Below are 25,084 nucleotides of genomic sequence, written 5' to 3'. Positions count from 1 at the left end.
TATGAGCGAATTCGATGATATCCGTCACCGCCTCGCCGATCTTGCCGGCGCGCATGCGGGTTTCCGCGATCAAAATGGCTCCTGGGTCGAAACCTCGCTTGAAGCGCGCCTGCGCGTGCTCGACGGTTTTGGACTGAAATCGCAGACCGAGGCAGAGGCGCGCGAAAGCCTCATTGGGCTGGAGAAGCTTCGTAACGGGCTCATCCCGGCGCTGATCGTCTCCGTGCCCGGCCAGTCGCCGCGCATTGCGATCAAGACATCTGCAGGCGAAGCCGGCTTCCGCCTGACCGATGAGAGCGGCGCGGTGCGTGACGGGCGCGTTCCCGTCTCGGACGGGCTTGTTCTCCTGCCGCCGCTGAATATGGGCTATTTTGCGCTCGAACTTTCGGCAGGCGATGACACAGGTTCGGCGACGATTATTTCGGCCCCGCCGCGCTGTTATCTGCCGGATGTGCTGTCGCGCGGCGCGCGGCTCTGGGGCACGGTCGCGCAGGTGTACGGACTGACGAGTGCGCGCAGTATGGGCATCGGCGAGTATACCGATGTCGCGGAAGCCGCGACGGGCACGGGAACGCTTGGCGGCGATTTTCTCGGTCTTAGCCCGCTGCATGCGCTGTTTGCCGCCGACCGCTCGAAATATTCACCCTATTCGCCGTCCTCGCGCCTCTTCCTTGAAACGCTGCATCTCGACATCACCGCCATTTCCGGATTTTCCGGTTCGAAAGCCGCGGAATTGATGGACAGCGCGGAGTATCGTGCAAAGCTTGCGGTGCTGCGTTCGGCGCCGCTTGTCGATCATGAGGGCGTCTGGGCGCTCAAGCGGCCGCTGCTCGATGCGCTGTTCGCGGATTTTCTGATGGACGGTACCGACGCGGACTTTGAGGCCTTCCGCAAGGAAGGCGGCGAGCCGCTCAAACTCCATGCCGCGTTCGAAGCCCTGTCTGAACATTTTCGTGGCGAGAACCGGAATTGGACGGGCGAATGGCCCGATGCGTTCCGCTCGCCGAAATCCGAGGTTGTCTCCTGGTTCTGCGACGAGAAAGCCGATCTCGTCACCTTCCATGCTTGGCTTCAATATCTCGCCGATAAGCAATTGAACGAAGCTGCGAACGCCGCGCGCGAGAGCGGCATGGCGATCGGGCTTTATCGCGATCTTGCGGTCGGTGGCGACCGCAGCGGATCGGAAGTCTGGGCCGCGCCCGAATTGTTCTCGCCGACGCTATCCGTCGGCGCGCCGCCCGATCCGCTCGGACCGCAGGGACAGAACTGGGGTCTGCCGCCGATGGACCCGTTCGCGCTCGAACGCCACGGTCTGAAAGCGTTCCGGGCACTCGTGACGGCCAACATGCGTCATGCCGGCGCCATTCGAATCGATCATGCCTTTCAGCTGCGGAGACTGTTTCTTATCCCGGAAGGCGGGCATGGACCGGACGGCGCCTATGTCGATTTCCCGTTCGAGGGATTGCTCGCGGTGCTGCGGCTCGAGAGTCATCGCTCGAAATGTATTGTCATTGCAGAAGATCTCGGCACGGCGCCGGAGGGTTTTTCGGATGCGATCATGCATGCCGGCCTTTTGTCCTACCGGGTCATGTATTTCGAGCGCGGTGAACACGGGCGCTTCAAGAAGCCGGCGGAATATCCGCGCGATGCCATGTCGGTTTTCACGACGCACGATCTGCCGACGCTCCGCGGCTGGTGGCATGGCGGCGATATCGATCTGCGCGAAAATCTTGCCGTCTTCGATCCTGAGCGGGCCGGGCATGAGCGGACCGCACGGCGTGAGGATGTCCGCAAATTCTGCCAGGCGCTGAATGAGGAGGGGCTTCTGGACACCGCCGAGCCCCCGCCGGAGCCCCCGCTCGATGCCGCCATACGGTTCATCGCCCGGGCGCCCTCGGCGCTCACGGCCATCCAGTTCGAAGATGCCGCAGGCGAGATCGACCAGGCCAATCTGCCGGGGGTCGAGACCGGCCACCCGAACTGGCGGCGCCGGATTTTCACGAATGTTCAAGAGCTTACCGGTCATTCAAGCCGTCTGGCAGGCTGGGCGAAACTGCTCTCCGGTGAGGGCCGCCGGAGGCCGGGTCCGGCATGAAATATCAATGAGTTGTCGTTATTGTCGCGCCGTGCCCCGCTTAACCTTCTTTCCGCGTTCAGTACGAGGAAGGTCCCGATGAATGCCCGCCCGACCCTGACGTCCATCGAAGAGATGCTGGAGCCCGACGGCACCGGCCGGGTCGTCATCGAAAATGTCTGGCCGGAGCTCGACGGCGGCCGCACCCCGGTCAAGCGCCTTGCCGGCGACGAGGTCGAGGTCTGGGCCGATATCTTCTCCGACGGGCACGACATTCTGCGCGCGGAAATCATTTTCCGCGCCGAGGATGAGCCGGACTGGCGCCGCGCGCCCATGACCTTCCTCGATAACGACCGCTGGAAAGGCTCGTTCAAGCTCGAGCGCAATATCCGCTATCTCTACACCGTCGAAGCCTGGCGCGATGTCTGGGGTTCCTGGGTCAACGAAGTTCAGAAAAAGAAAGCCGCCGGACAGATCGTCACCAGCGAAATCGCCGAAGGCGTCGCCCTGCTTGAAAAAGCATCGGAACGGAACGACAGCCTGGCTTCCGTGCTTGGCGAAGTGCAGGCGCAGGAAACGGGCTCCGACGAGCAGCTCGGCGCACTGATCGATCCCTTTCATGTGAAGGCCGTTCAGGATGCGGCGCAGCGCGGCAATCTCTCGCGCTATGACCGCGAGCTTGTCGTGATCGCCGATCGCACCGCGGCGCGCTTCTCAAGCTGGTACGAACTCTTTCCGCGCTCGATGTCGGACGATCCAGCCCGGCACGGCACGTTCGACGACGTCATCAAGAAACTTCCTTACGTCCAGGGCATGGGCTTTGACGTGCTCTACTTCCCGCCGATCCATCCTATCGGCATGAAGAACCGCAAAGGCCGCAACAATTCCCTGAAAGCCGAACGCGGCGATGTCGGCTCCGTCTACGCCATCGGCTCGGACGCCGGCGGACACGATGCCATTCATCCCGATCTCGGCACGATCGAGGATTTCCGCCGTCTCGTGACCGCCGCGAAACAGCACGGCCTCGAAATTGCGCTCGATTTCGCCATCCAGTGTTCGCCCGATCATCCCTGGATCAAAGAACATCCGGAATGGTTCGACTGGCGTCCGGACGGCACGCTGAAATATGCGGAGAACCCGCCGAAAAAATACGAAGACATCGTCAATGTCGATTTCTACAACAGAGGCGCGTTTCCCTCTCTGTGGTATGCGCTGCGCGATGTGGTGCTGTTCTGGGCCAATGAAGGCGTGCGCATCTTCCGCGTCGACAATCCGCACACCAAACCTTTGCCGTTCTGGAAATGGCTGATCCGCGAGGTCAATCGCACCTATCCGGATGTCATCTTCCTCGCGGAAGCGTTCACGCGCCCGAAAATGATGCGGGCTCTGGCGAAGATCGGCTTCCAGCAGAGCTATACCTATTTCACCTGGCGCAACACCAAAGCGGAGCTGACGAGTTACGTCACCGAACTTGCCGGCGATCTCGGCGAGGTCTACCGCCCGAACTTCTTCGTCAATACGCCGGACATCAACCCGATCCCGCTGCAGACGGCAGGCCGTGCCGGGTTCATTGTCCGTTCGACGCTGGCGGCAACGCTTTCGGGTGCCTGGGGCCTCTATTCGGGCTTTGAGCTCTGCGAAGCAAAGCCGCTGCCGGGCAAAGAGGAATATCTCGACTCGGAGAAATACGAGATCCGTGCCTGGGACTGGGACCGCCCAGGCAATATCCGGTCGCATATTACCGCGCTCAACAAGATGCGGCGCGACAACGCGGCTTTGCAGGATTTCCGCAATGCGCTGTTCCTCAATGCCTGGAACGACAATGTGCTGGCCTATGCCAAATTGATGCCCGAGCGCGACAATTGCGTCGTCGTCATCGTCAATCTCGATCCGCACAACAGGCAGGATACGAGCTTCGAGATTCCGCTCTGGGAGTTCGGTCTCCCCGATCATGCCACGATCGAGGCCCAGGATTTGCTTCGTCCCGGAAGCCCTTTCACTCTGCATGGCAAGGTTCAGACTGTCGCCCTTGATCCTGCAACCAACCCCGTTCTCATCTGGCGGCTGATCCCGCCTCGTCCGTAGAGCAGACCATGATCGACCGCAGCGACCCGCAATGGTATCGGGACGCGATTTTTTATCAGATTCACGTCAAGTCGTTCTTCGATTCCAACAATGACGGGATCGGTGATTTCGAGGGCGTCACGCAGAAGCTCGACTATGTGAAGGATCTCGGCGTCACCGCGCTGTGGATCATGCCCTTCTATCCGTCGCCTTTGCGCGACGACGGCTACGACATCGCCGACTACAAGGACATCAACCCGCAATATGGCACAATGCGCGATTTCCGCCGCTTCGTGCGCGAAGCGCACGCGCGCGGCCTCAGAGTCGTCACCGAACTCGTCATCAACCACACCTCGGACCAGCATCCCTGGTTCCAGCGTGCGCGCCGCGCCAAGAAGGGCTCGCCCTACAGAGATTTCTATGTGTGGTCGGATACGGCGAAGGAATATTCCGACACCCGCATCATCTTTCTCGACACCGAGAAATCCAACTGGACCTGGGACGAGGAAGCGAAAGCCTATTTCTGGCACCGCTTCTATTCGCATCAGCCGGATCTGAATTTCGATAATCCGCGCGTTCTCGCTTCGGTTCTGCAGGTGATGCGCTATTGGCTCGATATGGGCGTCGACGGCCTGCGTCTCGACGCGATCCCCTATCTCATCGAACGCGACGGCACGAATTGCGAAAACCTGCCGGAGACGCATCAGGTCATCAAGCGCGTGCGTCAGGCGCTCGACCGTTCCTATTCCGATCGCATGTTGCTGGCTGAGGCCAATCAATGGCCGGAAGACACCGCGCCCTATTTCGGCGACGGCGATGAATGCCATATGGCGTTCCATTTTCCGCTGATGCCACGCATGTATATGGGCATCGCGCAGGAAGACCGGCACCCGATCACCGACATCATGCGCCAGACGCCGGAAATTCCCGAAGGGAACCAGTGGGCGATCTTCCTTCGTAACCACGACGAGCTGACGCTCGAAATGGTGACGGAGACCGAGCGCGATTATCTCTGGACCTTCTATGCCGGCGATCGCCGTGCGCGCATCAATCTCGGCATTCGCCGCCGCCTCGCACCGCTGCTCGAAAACGACCGCCGCAAGGTCGAACTTCTAAACTCGCTTCTTTTCTCGATGCCGGGCACGCCGTTCCTTTACTACGGCGACGAGATCGGAATGGGCGACAATATCTATCTCGGCGATCGCGATGGCGTACGCACGCCCATGCAATGGTCCCCGGACAGGAATGGCGGGTTTTCGCGGTCCGATCCGGCGCGGCTCTATCTGCCGTCGATCCAGGATCCGATCTACGGCTATGAAGCCGTGAACGTCGAAGCGCAATTGCGCTCGCCGTCTAGCCAGCTCAACTGGCTGCGTCGCCTGATTGCTGTACGCCGTAATTTCCGTGCCTTCGGCCGTGGCTCGCTGCGTTTCCTCTATCCATCAAACCGCAAAGTGCTTGCATACTTGCGCGAATATGACGGCGAGACGATCTTGTGCGTCGCCAATCTGTCGCGCGCGCCGCAGGCGGTGGAACTCGATCTTGCCGATATGAACGGCCGCGTGCCGGTCGAGCTTTCGGGTGGCACAAGCTTCCCCGCCATCGGCGAACTTTCTTATCTGCTGACGCTGCCGGCTTACGGCTTCTACTGGTTCTCGCTGACCGTGCCGCCGGCCGATGCGTCGCCGCCGCCGCGCGCCGCGCCCGAACTCTTCACGCTCGTCATTCAGGGCTCGCCCGACAGCCTGTTCCGCGACCGCGAACGCATCGCGTTCGAGCGCACGGCCGCGCCGAGCTTCCTGCCGCTGCAGCGCTGGTTCGGCGGCAAGAGCCAGGCGATCAAGCGCGTCGAAGTGCTCGATCACACCGTCATGCGCGACAGGAAGGGCGCCGACACTTTCACCTGGCCGCGCGTGCGCGTTGACCTCTCAAATGGCGATAGCCAGATCTATTCGCTGCCGCTTGCTATTGAGGAGCGAGAAAACGAGAGCCTTGTGCCGTGCGCGCTGGCGCGCGTCCGCCGCGGCCCGCGCGTCGGGCTGTTGTACGATGCCGGCGCATCGCCGGAATTTGCGCTCGCCGTTCTCAGCGCCATGGAGAAGGGCGCGAATTTCTCGACCCGCGATGGCGGCCGCGTCAATTTCGAAAAGACAGCGGAGTTCGAAAAGGCGCTGAAAGATCTCGGCGATCCGACGCAAGGCGATAATGTTCCGCGCCGCTATCACGGCGAGCAGTCGAACTCGTCGATCATTTTCGGCGGCAAGATGATGCTGAAGCTCTATCGCCGCCTGCAGCCGGGCGTGCATCCGGAGCTCGAAGTCGGGCGCTTCCTCACGGAGGTTGCCGGCTACAAGAACACGCCGGCGCTGCTCGGCGGCGTCGAACATATCGCGCAGGACGGCACGCCGACGGCGCTGGCGATCCTCCAGGAATATGTCCCGCATCAGGGCGATGCCTGGACGCAGTTGATGGAGGCGCTCAAGCGCGAGCTCGAAACTTATGCGCTGGTGCCGGACGGCAATGCGCAGAGCATCCGCGAAGTCTTCGAAAATTATTTCCGCTATGCCGATCTTCTCGGCGTGCGCACCGCCGAACTGCACAAGGCGCTGGCAACGCCGACCGAGGACGAGGCGTTCAAAGCCGAGCCACTGACGCAGGACGACGTGAAGAAGGCGGCGGACGATGCGCGTCTGCAAGCCGAGCGTGCCTTTGCCGGTCTCATGCGCGTGCCGGCTTCGACGCTGACGCCCGAAATCGAAACCCTGCTCGATCGCCGCGAAGAGGCGATGAAGGCGATCGATGCTCTGGTCTTTAAGCCTGAAGACGCGATCAAGACGCGCATTCACGGCGATTTCCATCTCGGTCAGGTGCTCGTCGCCGACCGCGATCTTTACATTGTCGATTTCGAGGGCGAACCGTCCCGGCCAGCCGCCGAGCGCCGCGGCAAGTCATCGCCGCTGCGCGATGTCGCCGGCATGCTGCGCAGCTTCGCCTATGCGGCGGAGACGGCGGGGCGCGAGGTGGGCGGGCGTCTTTCGCATGTCGCACCTAGGGTCTATGCCGCGGCGGAAGAGTTCCGTAGCCTGATTACGCAAACTTTCCTCGATGGTTACGAGAGGGCCTCGCGCGGGACCCCGGTCTGGGTCGAAGACCGCAAGACGCGGCGGAACCTTCTGAAACTGCATTTGTTGGCTAAGGCGTTCTATGAGATCGCCTATGAGGCCGATAACCGGCCGGACTGGATTGGAACGCCGGTTCGCGGCGTTCTCACCGCTCTCGACGACAAGGAGGATTGATGCACGGCGCGATCCCCGATCAGGACCTCTGGCGCATCACCCATACGGGGTCGGATGCTCCCTATCGCGTGCTCGGCGCTCATGCGACCGAACGCGACGGCGTGGCGGGTTTCCTCTTCGCTCTGTGGGCGCCCAATGCGCGCCGCGTCAGCGTCGTCGGCGACTTCAATCAATGGGACGGACGCTCGAACGTGATGCAGCATCGCGGCGATAGCGGCGTGTGGGAACTCTTCATCCCCGGTCTCAAAAAGGGTGAGCATTACAAATTCGAGCTCGAAGGGCCGGACGGGAAGCTTCTGCCGCTGAAGGCCGATCCGCTGGCGTTTGCGGCGCAGATCCGGCCGGAGACGGGGTCGATCCTGCACGATGAACCGAATTTCCAATGGAACGATGCGGGCTGGATCGAAAAGCGCGGCGAGGGCGATCCGCGCAAAAAGCCGATCGCGATCTACGAAGTTCATCTCGGCTCGTGGGCGCGCGTGCCGGAAGAGAACAACCGTTCGCTGACCTATCGCGAACTGGCCGAGCGCCTCATTCCCTATGTGAAGGATCTCGGCTTCTCGCATATCGAGCTTCTTCCGGTGATGGAGCATCCGTTCGACGGCTCCTGGGGCTATCAGCCGGTATCCTTGTTTGCGCCGACCAGCCGCTTCGGCACGCCCGAAGACTTCAAACATTTCGTCGAAGTGGCGCATCAGGCCGGCATCGGCATTCTGCTCGATTGGGTGCCCGGACATTTCCCGGTCGATGGCCACGGCCTCGGCTATTTCGATGGCACCCATCTCTATGAGCATGCCGATCCGCGGCAGGGTTTCCATCAGGAATGGGGTACCTACATCTACAATTTCGGACGCGCGGAGGTTTCGGCCTTCCTCGTCGCCAATGCGCGTTTTTGGCTCGAAAAATATCATCTCGACGGCCTGCGCGTCGATGCGGTCGCGTCGATGCTGTACCTGGACTACTCACGCAAAGCCGGCGAGTGGATTCCGAACCGCTATGGCGGCAATGAAAATATCGAGGCCATTGATTTCATGCGCCGCATGAACGAGACGGCCTATGCGGCCTGTCCCGGCGTCATCACCGTCGCCGAAGAATCGACGGCCTGGCCGGGCGTTTCCCACCCGACCTATACCGGCGGTCTCGGCTTCGGCTTCAAATGGAATATGGGCTGGATGCACGACACGCTGCGCTACATGCAGCAGGATCCGATCCATCGCCGCTATCACCACAACGATCTGACCTTCGGCCTGCTCTACGCCTTCACCGAAAACTTTATCCTGCCGATCAGTCACGATGAAGTGGTGCACGGGAAGGGCTCGCTGCTCGGCCGCATGCCGGGCGATGAATGGCAGCGCTTTGCGAACTTGCGCGCCTATCTCGGCTTCATGTGGGGACATCCCGGCAAGAAGCTCGTGTTCATGGGCTGCGAGTTCGGACAGGTCGGCGAGTGGAACCACAACGGCTCGGTCGACTGGCATGTGCTGCAATATCCGGTGCATGGCGGCACCCAGGCGCTGATGCGCGATCTCAACCGCGCCTATCGCGAAATCCCCGCGCTGCATGAGCGCGATTGCGAAGCGTCGGGTTTCGAATGGATCGTCTCCGACGACAGCGACAACAGCATTATCGGCTGGGTGCGCAAGGGCGAGAAAGAGGGCGACATCGCTGTGGTCGTCTCGAACTTCACGCCGGTCCCGCGCACCGGCTACCGGCTCGGCGTGCCCCATCCGGGTTTCTACCGCGAGGCGGTCAACACGGATGCGGGGATCTATAACGGCTCGAATATGGGAAATGCCGGTGGCCTCTTTGCCGATGAGATCGGCAGCCAGTCCCGGCCTTACTCCCTCTGCCTGACTCTGCCGCCACTCTCGACCATCATTTTCGAGCGCCGTGGCGAGGGCTGAAACGTTTAAACACGTTTACAATACGTATTATCTGCGGTAATCCGTGCATTGCATGTAGAGCGGGAACGGCCTACATCCCCGGCTCGAACTTGGAACGGGTTTACCCGCGTGCACGCCCATCTCAAACGCCTCGAAGCCGAGTCCATCGCCATCATGCGCGAGGTTGCGGCTGAATTCTCCAATCCGGTCATGTTGTATTCGATCGGCAAGGATTCGAGCGTCATGATGCATCTGGCGATGAAGGCCTTTTACCCCGGCAAGCCGCCTTTTCCATTCCTGCATGTCGACACGACGTGGAAGTTCAAGGAGATGATCTCCTTCCGCGAACAGATGTCGAAGGATTACGGCTTCGATCTGCGCGTTCATATCAATCAGGACGGCGTCGCCCAGGGCATCGGCCCGATCACCCATGGATCGGCCGTCCACACCACGGTCATGAAGACCGAGGGACTGAAGCAGGCGCTCGACAAATGGCAGTTCGACGCCGCCTTCGGCGGTGCGCGCCGCGACGAAGAAAAGAGCCGCGCCAAAGAGCGCATCTTCTCCTTCCGCAACGCCAATCACGCCTGGGATCCGCGCGGCCAGCGCCCCGAACTGTGGAACCTCTTCAACACCCGCATCAAGCAGGGCGAGTCGATCCGCGTCTTCCCGATCTCGAACTGGACCGAGCTGGATATCTGGCAATACATACAGGCCGAAAACATCCCGATCGTGCCGCTTTACTTCGCGAAGGAACGTCCCGTCGTGTGGCGTTCCGGCACCTGGATCATGGTCGATGACGACCGGCTGCCGCTCGAGCCCGGTGAGAAGCCGCAGATGAAAAAGGTGCGCTTCCGCACGCTCGGCTGTTATCCTTTGACCGGCGCCATCGAAAGCGATGCCGATACGCTCGATGGCATCGTCGAAGAGATGATGCTGGCGCGTACGTCGGAGCGGCAGGGCCGCCTGATCGATACGGATGAAAGCGCCTCGATGGAGAAGAAGAAGCGCGAGGGCTATTTCTGATGGATGCCGCGCTGCTTGAACGTTCCGCGACTGCTGCGGCGCCGGAAGCCGGCGACGGCAATCTTCTGCGCTTCATCACCTGCGGCTCGGTGGATGACGGCAAGTCGACGCTGATCGGCCGCCTGCTTTATGAATCGAAGACGATCTTCGAAGACCAGCTGACGACGCTGGAAAAGGATTCGAAGAAGCACGGCACGACGGGCGAGGACATCGATTTCGCTCTTTTGGTCGACGGGCTCGAAGCCGAGCGCGAGCAGGGCATCACCATCGATGTCGCCTATCGCTTCTTTGCAACGCCGAAGCGTTCTTTCATCGTCGCCGACACGCCCGGCCATGAGCAGTATACGCGCAATATGGCGACCGGCGCTTCGACCGCCGATCTGGCGATTATCCTGATCGATGCGCGCAAGGGCGTTCTCGTTCAGACCAAGCGCCACGCCTTCATCTGCTCGCTGCTCGGCGTGAAGAAGATCGTGCTCGCGGTGAATAAGATCGACCTGATGGGTTACGATCAGAAAGTTTTCGATCAGATCGTCGCCGATTTCGCGGCTTTTTCGAAGACACTGAATTTCGTGTCCGTCCAGCCGATTCCGCTTTCCGCGCGCTTCGGCGACAATGTCACCGAGCGCTCGGCGAAAACCTCCTGGTATCGCGGTCCGAGCCTCATCGAATATCTCGAAGGCGTCGAGATCGGCTCGGACATCGTCTCCGCTTCGTTCCGTTTCCCGGTTCAGTATGTGAACCGGCCGAACCTCGATTTCCGCGGCTTTGCGGGCACGGTCGCCTCGGGCCGCGTGCGCGCCGGCGATGACATCACCGTTGCGGGCTCGGGCCGCACGACCAAGGTCACGCGCATCGTTACCGCCGATGGCGATCTCGAAGAGGCTGTCGCCGAAGATGCGGTGACGCTCGTCCTCGCCGAGGAAGTCGATGTCGCGCGCGGCGATGTCCTGTGCGATCCGAAGGACCGTCCGGAAGTCACGGACGGGTTCTCGGCGCGCGTGATCTGGATGAGCGAGACAAAGCTTCTGCCCGGCCGCTCCTACATGATGCGCGTCGGCACTCGCTGGGTTCCCGCGACCGTCAGTGCGATCAGCCACAAGATCGACGTCAACACGCTCGATGAGCAGGAGACGAGCGAGCTCACGCTCAATGAGATCGCCCTGTGCGAAATCCGCACCGCGACGGCCTTTGCGTTCGACGCCTATACTGACAATCGCGGCACCGGTGCTTTCATCCTTGTCGACCGCACGACGAACGAGACGGCCGCCGCCGGCATGATCGAGCGCTCGTTGCGCCATGCGACGAATGTTCATCGTGAGGATCTTGCGGTCGACAAAGCGGCGCGCGCCGCCAGCAAATATCAGAAGCCGGTCATACTCTGGTTCACCGGGCTCTCCGGTTCCGGCAAATCGTCCGTCGCCCGTCTTGTCGAACACAAGCTCAATGCCATCGGCCACCACACCTATATGCTGGATGGCGACAACATCAGACATGGGCTGAATTCCGATCTCGGCTTCACGCAGCAAGACCGCGACGAGAACATCCGCCGGGTCGGCGAGGTCGCGAAACTCTTCGTCGATGCCGGCCTTATCGTTATCTGCTCCTTTATCTCGCCCTATCAAAAGGAGCGCGATTTTGTCCGCTCCATCGTTGAGGAAGGCGAGTTCATCGAGGTCTTCATCGATACGCCGCTTGAGGAATGCGAACGGCGCGACACCAAGGGCCTTTATAAGCGCGCCCGTGCCGGCGAAATCGCGCACTTCACCGGCATTTCCGCGCCTTATGAAGCGCCGGCCAGTCCCGAACTTCACCTGAAGACGCTGGAAGCCGGCGCCGACAAGCTCGCCGAGCGCGTGCTTGAGCATTTGCGCGAAAAGGTAATCGCCGGCGGCGACTGGGCGAGCCCGTAGAGCCAAATCCGAGTGATGAAACCCGGAGGCTTGCTTTGGTGTTTCCTCTTAAGAGGAGACGGATATGCCCCCAGAAAAGAACCGGACTAGCCACGGACATAGCGCCGACACCAAACCGACGCCTGCGCCGTCGCACAAAAGTTATGGCGGCGATAAGCGCGATGAGGTTGCCGGCGGTCCGGCCGGACGGGGCAATGACATGACGGCGCGCACCGTGAACACCGGACGCGATTGGGGCCGCGGCGACAGCCAGGAAGGCAATGACGGAATTCCCGAGAGGGCGAAGCCTGTCGCCAATGCTCCCAAAGAAAAGAACGTGTTCTCCAGGTAAGTTGGCAGAACGATCTTTTTCGCGAGGCCGTAAACACCAACAGCCGGTTTTGCGAAGAGAGGGAACGGCGGCTTCGAGCCGCCGTTTTCATTTCTCGAGCGTGAAGCCGGCGGCGAGCTCAGTCGTTGAATCCGCGCCAATGCCGATTTTGAAATCTCCCGGCTCGACGATCAATTCTCCGCGTTCGTCGCGGAAACCCAGTTCATCGCGTGTCACCAGAAAGGTTACGGTTTCGCTCTGGCCGGGCGCGAGCGAGACGCGCCGGTATTGTTTGAGCTCACGCACAGGCCGCACACGGCTCGCCACGACATCTCGCACATAAAGCTGCACGATCTCGGTGCCCGGCCGGGAGCCGGCATTCTTGAGAGTGATGCTGGCCTGCGCGACGCTGTTCATGCTCTGCACCGGAGCAACGCGCAGATCGGAATAGGCGAATTTCGTATAGGTCAGCCCGTGGCCGAACGGGTAAAGCGGTGTCGGATTTTCGTCGATCAGGCGCAGCACATAGCGCGCGTCCGGCACGTAAGGACGACCGCTCGCGGGCGTGTCGTAGGAGAACGGCGACTGGCCGACGCTGCGCGGCCAGGAGATTGGAAGTTTTGCGGAGGGGGCCTCATCGCCGAAGAGAATATCGGCAATGCCGTTGCCGCCTTCCGTGCCGGGATACCAGGCCATCAGGATTGACGGCACGATCTCGCTGGCGCGGCGCAGATCGAGCGGCCGCCCCGCGACGATGACGAGCACGACAGGTTTTCCCGTCGCCGCCAGAGCTTCGAGCAGATCTTCCTGGCGGCCCCAAAAATCGAGAAAGGCGCGGCTTGCGCCTTCGCCGGAAAATTCGCGCTTTTCGCCGAGAACGGCAATCACAAGGTCCGATGATTTTGCGGCTTCGATCGCCTGCCGGAAACCCTTGTCCTCATAGCAGGTGACGTCGCAGCCCGGCGCATGCAGGATCTCGATGCCGTTGCCTTTTGCACGCTCGGTGATGCCTTTGAGCAACGTGACCGCATCTTCCGGGCGGCCGCGCGCTTCATGCGGCCCCAATTGTTCGAACGCGTTGTCGGCAAAGGGACCGACGACCGCGATCTTCTTGATGTCTGGCTTCAGCGGCAGAATTTGATTTTCATTCTTCAGGAGAACGGCGGATTTGCGCACCGTCTCGCGCGCAGCAGTTCGCAATTCCGGCGTCAGCGCCGCTTTCTCTGCGGCGTCGGGATCGGCGATCGGTTTGTCGAACAGGCCGAGTTCGAATTTCAGCGCCAGCACGCGCCGCACGGCGGCGTCGAGATTGGACATCGCGATGCGTCCGGCTTTCACTTCTCCGGCCAGGTGCGCTGCGTAAAAGCCGCTCGCCATATCGATATCGACGCCCGCCGCCATGGCCTGACGCACGGCGTCCTGCGCGTCTTGTGCGGTGCCCTGTTTGACGAGGCCGTCGATCGCGCCCCAATCCGACACAATCACGCCGTTGAACTTCCACTGATCGCGCAGAAGCCCGCGCAGGAGCCCGACATCGGAGGATGCGGGGATGCCGTTCGTCACGGTCAGCGCCGACATCACCGTCGTCATCGGGCCGAGCGATGCGCGGAAGGGCGGCAGATGAAGGTTCTGCAGCTCATAGTCCGAGACGGATACGGCATCGTAATCGCGTCCGCCGGCAACCGCGCCGTAACCCGCGAAATGTTTCAGCGTCGGGGCGATGCCGCCGGCGCGAAAGCCGCGGGCCCGGGCGGCGGCGAAATCCATGGCAAGGCGGACATCCTCGCCCGCGCCTTCGACGATGCGGCCCCAGCGCGGATCGCGGCCGACATCCACCATCGGGGCGAAGGTCCAGTTGAGGCCGGCGGGCACGGCCTCCCTTGCGGCGAGTTCGGCATTCCGGGCGGCAAGCGCCGGATCGAAGCTCGCGGCCTCGGCGAGCGGCACCGGAAAGAGCGTCCGGAAACCGTGCAGAAGATCGAGGCCGACCAGAAGCGGGATGCCGAGGCGGGAATTGCGGGCTTTGGCCTGGGCCTCGGCGATGGCCGCCGCATCGTTGAAACTGATGAGGGAGCCGGTTCTGCCGGTCTCGATGGCGTCCGGCCCGAGCGGCGAGTCGATTCCCGTCATCACGAGCTGGCCGATTTTCTCCTCGAGAGTCATCCGGTCGAGGAGGTCGTCGATTGGTTTGATGGCGTTTTGCGCAGAGGCAGGAACTGCCCAGGAAATAAGCAGGAGTGGCACCAAGGGTCGCAGAAAACGCATAGCTCGCAAGGAAATCCTCGACCTCAGACTGGCGCGGGAATAGGCATTAGAAATGCCGGGCGCCGGAAAAGAAAGAGGCCGTCCGCGGGAAGCGAACGGCCCAAGTCTAGGGAGGAAACGCCCAAAGAGGGCAGCAGCAACAGAAACTGTCACTACCAGGTGAGTATAGGTAAAAACGGCTGACCGATTCAACGCCGAGCTATGCAGGTGAGGCATGCGTATATGGCATACCACGGACTGAAACGCACGGCACCAATACTCGTATTGGTCGATGCAACGACCGGGCCAGAAAGGACTTTCCAGCTATGATAAAAATTGGGATTGGCGGCTGGACCTTCGAGCCCTGGCGGGGTCCTTTCTACCCGGACGGATTGCCGCAGGCCCGCGAACTCGCCTATGCCGCTGAAAAACTGACGGCAATCGAGGTCAACGGGACGTTTTACGGCTCCCAGAAGCCCTCAACCTTCCGCAAATGGGCCGACGAGACGCCCGAAAATTTCGTTTTCGCGCTGAAGGCGCCGCGCTTTGCCGTCAATCGAAGGGTGCTCGCCGAGGCCGGTCCTAGCATCGAGAAGTTTGTGGACAGCGGCATTGCCGAACTCGGCACAAAGCTCGGCCCGATCCTCTGGCAGTTCGCCGGGACCAAGAAATACGATCCCGAAGATTTTGCGGCCTTTGTGAAATTGCTCCCGGCGGAAGCCGGCGGCATAAAGCTCCGGCATGCGCTTGAAGTCCGGCACGACAGTTTCAAAGTGCCGGAAGTTGTTGAACTCGCGCGCAAGCATAACGCGGCGATCGTCTACGCCCATTCGGAGGATTATCCGGCGATTGCCGATCCGACGGCCGATTTCGTCTATGCGCGGCTGCAGCAGAGCCGCGAGGCCGAGAAAACAGGCTATTCAGCGAAAGAGATCGCCGCCTGGGCAAAGCGCGCCGAACTCTGGGAATCCGGCGGTGTGCCGGAGGATCTCGATCTTCTGACGAAAGCCCCGCCGAAGAAAAAGCGCGACGTGTTCCTGTTCTTCATCGCCGGCGCCAAGGTCCGCAATCCCGCCGCCGCCATGACGATGATCGAAAAGCTCGGTGCTTGAGAGGAAAGCTGCGGACGGGCACAACAGGCAAGATGATCCGCATCACTTCTTCCCTTTATCTTGATCCGGCCGAGATCCGGGAGAGCTTTGTGCGCGCCGCCGGTCCCGGCGGCCAGAACGTCAACAAGGTCTCGACGGCCGTACAGCTCAGGTTCGATGTCGGGCGCTCGCCGTCTTTGCCGGATGGCGTAAAGGCGCGGTTGATGCGGCTGGCCGGCAGCCGGCTCACCAAAGACGGCGAGATTGTATTGCTGGCACGTGCCCACCGGACCCAGGAGCGCAACCGTCAGGACGCTCTGGCGCGGCTGGTCGATCTCATCCGCCGCGCCGCCACACCCCCTAAACCACGGCAAAAAACCAAAATGCCGATTGGTGAAAAGCGCAAAAGGCTCGCCTCCAAAGCCCGGAGGGGGCAGGTCAAAAGCCTCCGAAACCGCCCGTCTGCCGAGGATTGAGCGATTTTTTCTCGCATTGCGCGCATTTCGTCACTCATGCGTGAAATTTGACTTTGGCCTAAGCCCACTCGGAGTTATGCTTGAAGCTTGGCAGGGCAGGTTTGGAACGTGTGAATGCTTGAAAATCAGCTGCCGCTGGGGCGCGCAAGCGCGGCAGGACTTAGTGTTGTTATGACTGCGGCGGGGCGCGCCGCCGAATGTGAAGGGGCCAGGACCCCGGTCTACGGGGGACAGGCAAATGGGTAGAGGTAAAGACTTCCGTCCGAAGGGCGGCGGCCGTCGTGGCTTTGACGACGATTTTCCGCCTCCCGGTGACTATCCTCCTCCGCGCTCGCCTTACGGCAGCGGACCCTCCGGTGGCGGCGGCTTCAGCCGCCCCATGCAGATGGAGCCTACGGGCGATCCGGTGAACGCCACCGTCAAGTGGTTCAACGGCGAGAAGGGCTATGGCTTCGCCGAGATCGCTGATGGATCCGGCGATGCCTTCCTGCACATCGCGGCCTTGCAGGCCGTCGGGCGCGAAAGCGTTCCGCCCGGTGCAACTCTGTCCGTCTATGTCGGTCAGGGTCAGAAGGGTCGTCAGATCACCAAAGTCGTTTCCGTCGATGACTCGACGGCAACTGCCGAAGCACCGCGCGGGCCTCGTCCCGGCGGCGGCGATCGCTTCGGCGGTGGCGGCGGCGGCGGTGGCGGCTTCGGTGGTGGCGGGCCGCGTCGCGGTCCTCCCGATCTCGGCCCGGCTACCGAAATGAGCGGTACGGTGAAGTGGTTCTCGGTCGACAAGGGCATGGGCTTTGTCGAGACGGGCGATGGCGGCAAGGACGTCTTCGTTCATATCTCGGCCGTCCAGCGCTCGGGCCTTCCGAACCTCTTCGAAGGTCAGCGCGTCTCCATGCAGGTTGTCGAAACGCCGAAAGGCCGTCAGGCGACTTCGCTGAAAAGCGCCGAGTGATCTCACCCATACGACATTAAAAAAGGCCGGGCATTGCCCGGCCTTTTTTGTTTTTAGTTTCGTGGTGCGTCAGGCGGCGCGCATCGTGCCGAGAAGCTTGTCGACCTGACCGCGCAGTTCCGACGACTGCGATGCAAGTTCCTGGGAGAGCTTCAGTACGTCGCCGGCCGCATCGTCGGTGATGTCGGACGCTTCCTTCACGCCGAGCACATTCTTCGAAACCTCGCCGGTGCCGGTCGCAGCTTCCGCGACATTGCGGGCGATCTCCTGCGAAACCGTGCCCTGCTCCTCGGTCGCGCCGGCGATCACCGTCGCAACTTCGTTCAGCTCGCGCACCTTGGCGCCGATATCCTGGATCGAGGAGACGGTGCGCGTCGTCGCCTGCTGGATCGATCCGATATGCACCTCGATGTCTTGCGTCGCCTTTGCGGTCTGGTTGGCCAGCGCTTTGACTTCGTTGGCGACGACGGCAAAGCCGCGGCCGGCTTCGCCTGCGCGCGCCGCCTCGATGGTGGCGTTGAGCGCCAAGAGGTTCGTCTGCTCGGCGATGTCGCGGATGATGCCGACAATGGCGTTGACGCGCTGCGCGCTCTGCGAGAGCTCCTGAACGTCATTGTCGGAACTGTCGACCTTGTCGGCGGTGGTGGAGATCAGCTTGGCGGCGTGGCCGATCTGCATGCCGATTTCGCGGAAGGAGGCCGAGAGTTCTTCGGACGCGCTCGCGACCGACTGAACGTTGACATAGGTCTGTTCGGCGGCGGAGGCGGCAGCGATCGATTTCTCGGTGGTGCCGACGGCGTTGGTCATCAGCGCCTCGGAACTTCCGACCAGCCGTTCGGACGCTTTCGACACTTTGGCGATCACCGAGCCGACAGCCGCCTCGAACTCGGCGGCAAGCGCCGTCATATGATTGCGGCGTTCTTCGTCGCCGTGGTTCTCCGCGGCGTTGCGCTCGGCTCTGAGGCGGGCGCTGTCGGCGCGCCAGTCGCGGAAGATCGCAACCGCCGTCCAGCATTTGCCGAACTCATCGTCGACGAGAGTATCGGGGAGCGGGAAGGAGAGGTCGTTCGCCGCGGTGCGGTCGAGCGCATCGGCGATGACCGCGATGGGCTGTCCGACCGTCTTGATGGCGATGAACGCGGCCCCACCGAGCGCGAGAAGGACGGCGCCGCAGGAAATGGCGAGTGTCGTCGTGCCGAGCGCCGCGAATTCCTCCGGCGCCAGCGCCTGCCCGCTTTGCAGCGTCATGACCGCATAAACCAGCGCCGCGAATGCCGTCACGCCCGGAACGCAGAGCGTCCCGATAAGCTTTGTCTTGATACCCATGGAAGCCCCGATCCCCCGACTTTGGTCGTACTCTTGGGGGAGATGGGTTAATGCCGGGTTCTTTTTCCCGGCGGCACACGGATCGTGTCGGCGTGCCGGAGCTTTTGCATTCAAAGCGGAACGGCGCGCGGTCGGCCGCGTTGGACTCTCAGTTCAGTTCAGTATTTTTGAAAGTCCGGCCATGAAGACCGACCCGCCCCAAGGGGTTTCGGGACTGGGCCCGGAAGATGCCCCGGGAGCACCGGGGCCTGTGCCCTATCCCGATCACCGGATCGACGTGCCCGCCGCGCCGGGAACGCACCCGCCTGAACCGCCGATCGTACCGTCCGAATCCGCCGTTTTTGAATTCCTCAACGGCTATGGCCCTTCCATGCTGCTGGTTGCGGCCGGGCTTCTGATCGCGGTCGTCATTCTGGTAGGCCTCGGCTCTTAAACCGCTTGCCAGGCGGCGCGCTCTGGGCTTGATCGCCCCCGTGCGTACTTTCCAGGACAGACTCCCGATTGATGAGGCCATCCCGGCGCTGATTTCCGCGCTGCAGGAGGGCGTAAGCGCCGTTCTCGTGGCGCCGCCGGGCGCCGGCAAAACCACACGCGTGCCCTTGGTTCTCCTGGACGAGGCGTGGCGAGGCGACGGTCGCATCATTCTGCTCGAGCCGCGGCGGATTGCGGCGCGCGCCGCCGCCGACCGCATGGCCTCGACGCTCGGCGAAAAGACCGGCGATACGGTCGGTCTGCGTGTGCGGCTCGGATCGAAGATTTCCGCGAAGACGCGCATTGAGGTCGTCACGGAAGGTGTGTTCGCGCGCATGATCCTCGACGATCCCGAATTGAAGGGTGTCGCCGCCGTTCTCTTCGACGAATTCCATGAACGGTCCATGGACGGCGATCTCGGCCTTGCGCTGGCGCTCGATGCGCAATCGGCGCTCCGGCCGGATCTGCGCCTTCTGGTCATGTCGGCGACGCTCGACGGCGCGCGCGTCGCCAAACTCCTCGGCGATGCACAGGTCGTCGAGAGTCTTGGCCGCAGTTTCCCAGTCGATACGCGCTATTCGGCGCGCGATCCGCGGGCCCGGCTCGAGGATGAAGCGGTGCAGGCGGTGCGCCGCGCCATGGGCGAGGAGGGCGGCAGCGCACTCGTCTTTCTGCCCGGCCAGGCCGAAATCCGCCGCACGGCGGAACGGCTGCGCGAGAAGATGAGTCCCGATATCGATATCGTCGAACTGCATGGCGGCCTTGATGCCCGCGATCAGGACCGCGCAATCCGCCCGGCGCCGCAAGGCGAACGCAAGGTCGTGCTTGCGACCTCCATCGCCGAAACATCGATTACGATTGAGGGCGTTCGCATCGTTATCGATTGCGGCCTGTCGCGCGTGCCGGCGTTCGAGCCGTCGACAGGCCTGACTCGTCTTGAAACCGTGCGCGTCTCACGCGCCCAGGCCGATCAGCGCCGTGGCCGCGCCGGCCGCACCGAACCCGGCATCTGCTACCGTCTGTGGGAGGAAGCGGCGACGGCGAGCCTTCCCGCGTTCCAGACGCCGGAAATTCTTGCAGCCGATTTATCGGGTCTCGTACTCGATCTCGCCGCCTGGGGCGTCAGCGATCCCTCCGCTCTGTCTTTCCTCGATCCGCCGCCCTCGGCCGCCTGGACAGAGGCGAAGAAGCATCTCGTCGAACTCGGCGCGCTGGAAGAAAGCGGGCGCATTACGCCGCGCGGGCAGAACATCCGCCGTTTGCCGCTGCCGCCGCGTCTCGCGGCCATGATGCTGGAAGCGGCCCGCATCGGGGTTGCGCGGCAGGCCGCCGATATCGCGGTGATCGTGGTCGAACGCGGGCTTGGCGGCGACGGTACGGACATTGTTCACCGGGTCGATATGTTCCGCCGCGACCGCTCGCGCCGCGCCGAAGATGCGCGGCGTCTGGCTGAAGGCTGGGCGCGCGAAGCGCAGGCGCTTGCCCCGAAAGAAGAGGATAGCGAAATCGGGCTCGGTGCGGTCCTCGCCCGCGCCTATCCCGACCGGGTGGCGCAGGCGCGCGGCAAGCAGGGTGAGTTCCGTCTCGCCAACGGGCGTGGTGCCAGCGTCGAGCCGCACGATGCTCTGGCGCGCGAGCCCTATCTTGCCGTAGCCGAAATTGCGGGCGCGGCAGGTTCGGCGCGCATCCGTCTTGCCGCCGCGATCTCGCGCGAAGACATCGAAAAGCTTTTTGCCGACCGCATCGAAGCGCGCGAAGACATCGTGTTCGATCCGCAGACAGCTTCGGTGCGCGGCCGCGCGGCACGAAAACTCGATGCGCTTATCCTGTCCGATGCGCCGCTGAAATCGCCGCGCGATGAATCGGCAGCCAAAATCCTTGCCGAAGGGGTAGCCGCGCTCGGTGTTTCGCGCCTGCCATGGACGAAGCCGCTTGAGCAATGGCGCGAGCGTGTCGGGTTCCTGCGCCGCGCCGAGGGCGAAACCTGGCCCGATCTGTCGGATGATGCGCTCTCAAAAAATGCCAGTGAGTGGCTTGCACCTTATCTCACTGGCAAAGCCGCGCTGTCGGAGGTTTCGGCATCCGATCTCGATCAGGCGCTGAAAGCGCTTTTGCCCTACGATCTTTCGCGACGGTTGGAGAAAGAAGCGCCGACGCATTTCACCGCGCCGACGGGGTCATCGCTGGCGGTCGATTATTCCGGAACCGAGCCGATGATTTCGGTGCGCGTGCAGGAATTGTTCGGCCTCGATGCGCATCCCTCGCTCGCCGGCGGAAAAGTGCCGCTGGTGCTCGAACTTCTGTCGCCCGCGCACCGTCCGGTTCAAGTGACGCGCGATCTGCCGGGCTTCTGGCGCGGCTCATGGGCGGGCGTACGCGCCGATATGCGCGGACGTTATCCGCGCCATCCCTGGCCGGAAGATCCGCGCATTGCGGAAGCCACGCGCCGTGCCAAGCCGCGCGGGACTTAAGGATTATAGCCCTTGACCATCAGATCGGCGGTCGCGCGGTTCAGTGCAATCGGAATGTCATACAGTGTCGCAAGGCGCGTCAGCGCTTTGACGTCGACATCGTGCGGCATCGGCGTCAGCGGATCGACGAAGAAAATGACGCCGTGAATCTTGCCCTCGGCGATCATGGCGCCGATCTGCTGATCGCCGCCGAGCGGGCCGCTTTTCACGCGTGTGACAGGGAGTTCCGGGCAGCGCTCAAGAATGCGCGTACCCGTCGTACCGGTGGCAACGATATCGAACAGAGCAACCTGTTTTTCGTGCGTTCCGACCCAATCGACGAGATCGTCTTTTTTGAGGTCGTGGGCGATGAGGGCGAGACGAGGGCGGGCCATGCCCCTCTTACTGCCAGTTATCCTGGATGCCGTCACCATAGCGGTCGCGCCAAATTTTCTCGCCCATCATGCAATTAACCGCTTTGTTCTGAACGGGTATGACACGCGCCTGCGGCTCGATCGCCGAGATCTCCAGCACGAGTTTGGTGCGAATGGCCTCGGCGAATTCGTTTTTGCCGGCAACCGGGATGACGAAGGCACCCGGACCGCCAATGACGCATTCGCGGTAATAGGCTTCGAGATTCTGGATATCGACCGAGCCGGAATTCGGCGCTTTGAGGGCGAGCGGCAGGCCGTTAATGCCGATGCCCATACTCACGACGAGATCGCGCATGAACGTGACGACATTGCCCTGATTGTTTGGACCATCGCCGGAAATGTCGATGACGCGGCGCGTACCCTCGTAAGCGTTCTTGGCAAAAAGGCGCGATGAAAAATCGAGCGCCGCGGAGATTGAGGTGCGGTAGGCGCGGTTGGTGGAACTTTCGGCGAGCTTGTCGGCAAAGGCCTGTGCGGTTCCCGGCCCGTCGATGATCTGCCAATCGATTAGAAGGTTTTGCTGTTCGGTGCCGGCCCATTCGACATAGGCGACGGCGATGCGGCCATAGACGCCCTCCTTGATGGCGTCGATGACAGGCTTTGAAGTGATGGCGGCGACATAGCCTTCGCGCTGCAGGCGAAGCTCGTCTTCATCCATGGAGTAGGAAATGTCGACGGCGAGGACGAGTTCGAGATCGACCGTGTTCGCATCGCCCGCAGCCATCTGCGCCGCCGCCGTTCCGGTCAGGCCGAACATCAATGCCACAAGCGTCAGGATCCGCATGTCACCTCGATGACTGAACCCGTGCATCCATCGTGCCACGCATAGAGCACGCTGGCAAAAACGCTTGGGGACAAGCCTTAACGGCTTCTTCGTTAGACAGGGCGATCTTGGCGGACTTCAAGGAGTGCGCATGCTTAAATGGGTTTTCGGCATTGTCGCGGCGGCGGTCGTTCTGGCGCTGGCCGCGCCCGATCTGGCGACGAGGCTTCTGGCGACTCTCAATGAGTCGCCGGCCGAAAAGACCCAGCCCGCAGGCACGGCCTCTGGTCCCGCCCGGGTCATGCTGTCGGCCGATCAGAGGGGGCATTTCGAGACCTCGGTGACCGTCAATGGACGGCCTTTAAAAGCCCTGGTCGATACCGGGGCGACCGTTGTCGCCCTGACCTATGAAGATGCCCGGTCCCTCGGCCTTGTCCGTCCCGGGGACCGGTACGAGATCAAGCTCCAGACGGCCAACGGCACGGCCGGCGCCAAAAAGGTGACCCTCAATTCCGTCCGCCTTGGCGGGATTTCGCTGTCCAATGTCGAGGCGATCGTCGCCCAGGAGGGGGCGCTTGCCGTCAACCTCCTCGGCATGAGCTTTCTGAAGAAGCTCCGTACCTTCGAAATCCAGAGCGGCCGCCTGATCCTCGAACAATAGGCTCCTGGAACAATAAGCCGCCTTAATCCTTCACTCTCCTGCGCCGTAAACGTGCTAGGTGCTGGGACACCTATCGAGGGGAGATTTCATGTTTCCGAAGCCGCAGCCGAGCCTGAAGCCGAACACCTATGCCTATGAATCGGGGCCCATGGTGAAGGCGACCGGCTTTCGCGAATACGACGCGCGCTGGCTGTTCGAAAAAGAAATCAATCTCATGGGCATTCAGGCCCTCGGCATGGGCATCGGCACGCTGATGCACCGGATGGGGGTCCGCCCGGCGATTGTGACGGGTCATGATTTCCGCGGCTATTCGGCCTCCATCAAAATGGCGCTGGTGACCGGCCTGATGGCGGCCGGCATCAAGGTCCACGATATCGGCCTTGCGATGTCGCCGATGGCCTATTTTGCCCAGTTCGAGCTCGACGTACCGGCCGTCGCCATGGTCACCGCCTCCCACAACGATAATGGCTGGACGGGCGTGAAAATGGGCGTAAACCGCCCGCTGACCTTCGGTCCGGACGAGATGACGAAACTGAAGGACGTCGTCCTCAACGCCGATTTCGAACTGCGCGAGGGCGGCGGTTATATCTTCGTCGAAAACTTCCCCGAGCGTTATATCCGCGATCTGACCAACCGGCCGAAACTGAAGCGCAAGCTCAAAGTCGTCTGCGCCTGCGGCAATGGCACGGCGGGCGCGTTCGCCCCCGGCATTCTGCGGGCGCTGGGCTGCGATGTGATCGAACTCGACACCGAGCTCGACCACACCTTCCCGAAATACAATCCGAACCCCGAAGACCTCGAAATGCTGCATGCGATGCGCGACGAGGTGCTGAAAACCGGCGCCGATGTGGCGCTCGGCTTTGACGGCGACGGCGACCGCTGCGGCGTCGTCGACAATGAGGGCGATGAGATTTTTGCCGACAAGGTCGGCGTCATGCTGGCGCGCGATCTGTCGGCCGTGCACGACAAGCCGACCTTCGTCGTCGATGTGAAGTCGACGGGCCTGTTCGTTACCGACCCGGTTCTGATCAAGAACGGTGTCAAAGCCGATTACTGGAAGACCGGCCATTCCTACATGAAGCGCCGCGTCAACGAATCAGGGGCGCTCGCCGGTTTCGAGAAGTCGGGTCATTATTTCTTCAACAAACCCATCGGCCGTGGCTATGACGATGGTCTCGTCTCGGCCATCGCCGTTCTCGACATGCTCGATCGCAGTCCCGACAAGTCCATGTCGGACCTCAAAAATGCGCTGCCGAAGACCTGGGGCTCGCCGACCATGTCGCCGCACTGTGCCGACGAGACGAAGTACGGCATCGTCGAGAAAGTCGTGAAGCACTTCGAGGACGCCCAGAAGTCCGGGGCTCAGGTCGCCGGGCAAAAAATCCGCGATCTCGTGACCGTCAACGGTGTGCGGGTAACCGTCGAGGACGGCACCTGGGGCCTCGTCCGCGCCTCCTCGAATAAACCGGAGCTTGTGGTCGTCGTCGAAAGCCCGGCCTCGGAAGCCCGTATGCGGGAAATGTTTGCGGCCGTGGACGGCGTTCTGCGCACCCATCCTGAGGTCGGTGCGTACAACCAGACCTTGTGAACAGGCTGCGTCAAAGTCTTATCGCCAATTAGCAAATTTGGCGCAAACTCGCCGAAACTGCC

17 protein-coding genes and 1 pseudogene are annotated in these 25,084 nt (G+C 62.0%); 14 read left to right on the top strand and 4 right to left on the bottom strand.

The genetic code is table 11. From position 1 onward, the window contains the following. Position 1: 1 nt before the first annotated feature. From malQ to IZ6_RS14005, 7 genes and pseudogenes are all read left to right on the top strand, one after another. A complete protein-coding gene (malQ, locus tag IZ6_RS14035) occupies positions 2-2,095 on the top strand; it encodes a 4-alpha-glucanotransferase (RefSeq protein WP_222875662.1) in 2,094 nt (697 codons plus the stop codon). Between the two features lie 123 nt (positions 2,096-2,218). Further along, a pseudogene (locus tag IZ6_RS14030) lies at positions 2,219-4,159 on the top strand (alpha-1,4-glucan--maltose-1-phosphate maltosyltransferase); the annotation flags it as partial. Between the two features lie 8 nt (positions 4,160-4,167). Beyond that, complete coding sequence (treS, locus tag IZ6_RS14025; RefSeq protein WP_222875660.1) at positions 4,168-7,434, top strand: maltose alpha-D-glucosyltransferase; 3,267 nt, start codon at positions 4,168-4,170, stop codon at positions 7,432-7,434. Then, positions 7,434-9,338: a 1,4-alpha-glucan branching protein GlgB gene (gene glgB, locus IZ6_RS14020; protein WP_222875659.1), complete on the top strand. Its 1,905-nt coding sequence runs from the start codon at positions 7,434-7,436 to the stop codon at positions 9,336-9,338. The genes treS and glgB overlap by 1 nt, the downstream gene beginning before the upstream one ends. A 108-nt stretch (positions 9,339-9,446) precedes the next feature. Beyond that, the gene (gene cysD / locus IZ6_RS14015) at positions 9,447-10,343 is read left to right on the top strand and encodes a sulfate adenylyltransferase subunit CysD (RefSeq protein WP_420825556.1); all 897 of its coding nucleotides are present in this window, start codon (positions 9,447-9,449) and stop codon (positions 10,341-10,343) included. Beyond that, on the top strand, positions 10,343-12,256 hold the full coding sequence (gene cysN / locus IZ6_RS14010) for a sulfate adenylyltransferase subunit CysN (protein ID WP_222875657.1): 1,914 nt from the start codon (positions 10,343-10,345) through the stop codon (positions 12,254-12,256). Before cysD ends, cysN begins: the two co-directional genes overlap by 1 nt. 64 nt (positions 12,257-12,320) lie before the next feature. Continuing rightward, on the top strand, positions 12,321-12,587 hold the full coding sequence (locus IZ6_RS14005) for a hypothetical protein (RefSeq protein WP_222875656.1): 267 nt from the start codon (positions 12,321-12,323) through the stop codon (positions 12,585-12,587). Between the two features lie 87 nt (positions 12,588-12,674). Here the strand turns inward: IZ6_RS14005 and IZ6_RS14000 are convergent, their stop codons facing one another. Next, entirely contained in the window at positions 12,675-14,810 is a 2,136-nt protein-coding gene (locus IZ6_RS14000) for a glycoside hydrolase family 3 N-terminal domain-containing protein (protein ID WP_222875655.1), read from the bottom strand. 326 nt (positions 14,811-15,136) lie between these two features. Here IZ6_RS14000 and IZ6_RS13995 point away from each other — a divergent pair, with 326 nt between their 5' ends. The 3 genes from IZ6_RS13995 to IZ6_RS16050 all read left to right on the top strand — a co-directional run bounded on the left by IZ6_RS13995 (position 15,137) and on the right by IZ6_RS16050 (position 17,329). After that, positions 15,137-15,922, top strand: coding sequence for a DUF72 domain-containing protein (locus tag IZ6_RS13995; RefSeq protein ID WP_222875654.1), 786 nt, complete (start codon positions 15,137-15,139; stop codon positions 15,920-15,922). A gap of 32 nt (positions 15,923-15,954) precedes the next feature. Continuing rightward, a complete protein-coding gene (gene arfB / locus IZ6_RS13990; protein WP_222875653.1) occupies positions 15,955-16,377 on the top strand; it encodes an alternative ribosome rescue aminoacyl-tRNA hydrolase ArfB in 423 nt (140 codons plus the stop codon). Between the two features lie 238 nt (positions 16,378-16,615). Further along, a complete protein-coding gene (locus IZ6_RS16050; RefSeq protein WP_222875652.1) occupies positions 16,616-17,329 on the top strand; it encodes a cold-shock protein in 714 nt (237 codons plus the stop codon). A 69-nt stretch (positions 17,330-17,398) separates the two neighbouring features. Here the strand turns inward: IZ6_RS16050 and IZ6_RS13980 are convergent, their stop codons facing one another. Continuing rightward, on the bottom strand, positions 17,399-18,655 hold the full coding sequence (locus IZ6_RS13980; RefSeq protein WP_222875651.1) for a methyl-accepting chemotaxis protein: 1,257 nt from the start codon (positions 18,653-18,655) through the stop codon (positions 17,399-17,401). Positions 18,656-18,836: 181 nt separating this feature from the next. On the opposite strand from IZ6_RS13980, the gene IZ6_RS13975 reads away from it, so the two are divergent. Both IZ6_RS13975 and hrpB read left to right on the top strand, forming a co-directional pair. Next, positions 18,837-19,088 carry a hypothetical protein gene (locus tag IZ6_RS13975; protein ID WP_222875650.1) on the top strand — a complete coding sequence of 84 codons (252 nt, stop codon included), beginning with the start codon at positions 18,837-18,839 and terminating at the stop codon, positions 19,086-19,088. A gap of 40 nt (positions 19,089-19,128) precedes the next feature. Then, a complete protein-coding gene (hrpB, locus tag IZ6_RS13970) occupies positions 19,129-21,597 on the top strand; it encodes an ATP-dependent helicase HrpB (RefSeq protein ID WP_222875649.1) in 2,469 nt (822 codons plus the stop codon). Here the strand turns inward: hrpB and IZ6_RS13965 are convergent. Next, positions 21,594-21,971, bottom strand: a complete 378-nt coding sequence (locus IZ6_RS13965) for a methylglyoxal synthase (protein WP_222875648.1) — start codon at positions 21,969-21,971, stop codon at positions 21,594-21,596. The two genes, hrpB and IZ6_RS13965, sit on opposite strands and share 4 nt — an antisense overlap. Before the next feature lie 7 nt (positions 21,972-21,978). Next, complete coding sequence (locus IZ6_RS13960) at positions 21,979-22,794, bottom strand: DUF1194 domain-containing protein (protein WP_222875647.1); 816 nt, start codon at positions 22,792-22,794, stop codon at positions 21,979-21,981. A 130-nt stretch (positions 22,795-22,924) separates the two neighbouring features. On the opposite strand from IZ6_RS13960, the gene IZ6_RS13955 reads away from it, so the two are divergent. Both IZ6_RS13955 and IZ6_RS13950 read left to right on the top strand, forming a co-directional pair. Further along, positions 22,925-23,434: a retropepsin-like aspartic protease family protein gene (locus IZ6_RS13955; RefSeq protein ID WP_222875646.1), complete on the top strand. Its 510-nt coding sequence runs from the start codon at positions 22,925-22,927 to the stop codon at positions 23,432-23,434. 88 nt (positions 23,435-23,522) lie between these two features. After that, positions 23,523-25,022 (top strand): phosphomannomutase/phosphoglucomutase, encoded by a 1,500-nt coding sequence (locus IZ6_RS13950; RefSeq protein WP_222875645.1) that lies wholly within the window; start codon positions 23,523-23,525, stop codon positions 25,020-25,022. Positions 25,023-25,084 lie beyond the last annotated feature (62 nt).

The organism is Terrihabitans soli (assembly GCF_014191545.1).
GTDB lineage: Bacteria > Pseudomonadota > Alphaproteobacteria > Rhizobiales > Methylopilaceae > Flaviflagellibacter > Flaviflagellibacter soli.
The sequence above is the reverse complement of the archived record's forward strand: the minus strand, read 5'-3'. Positions and strand labels throughout refer to the sequence as shown.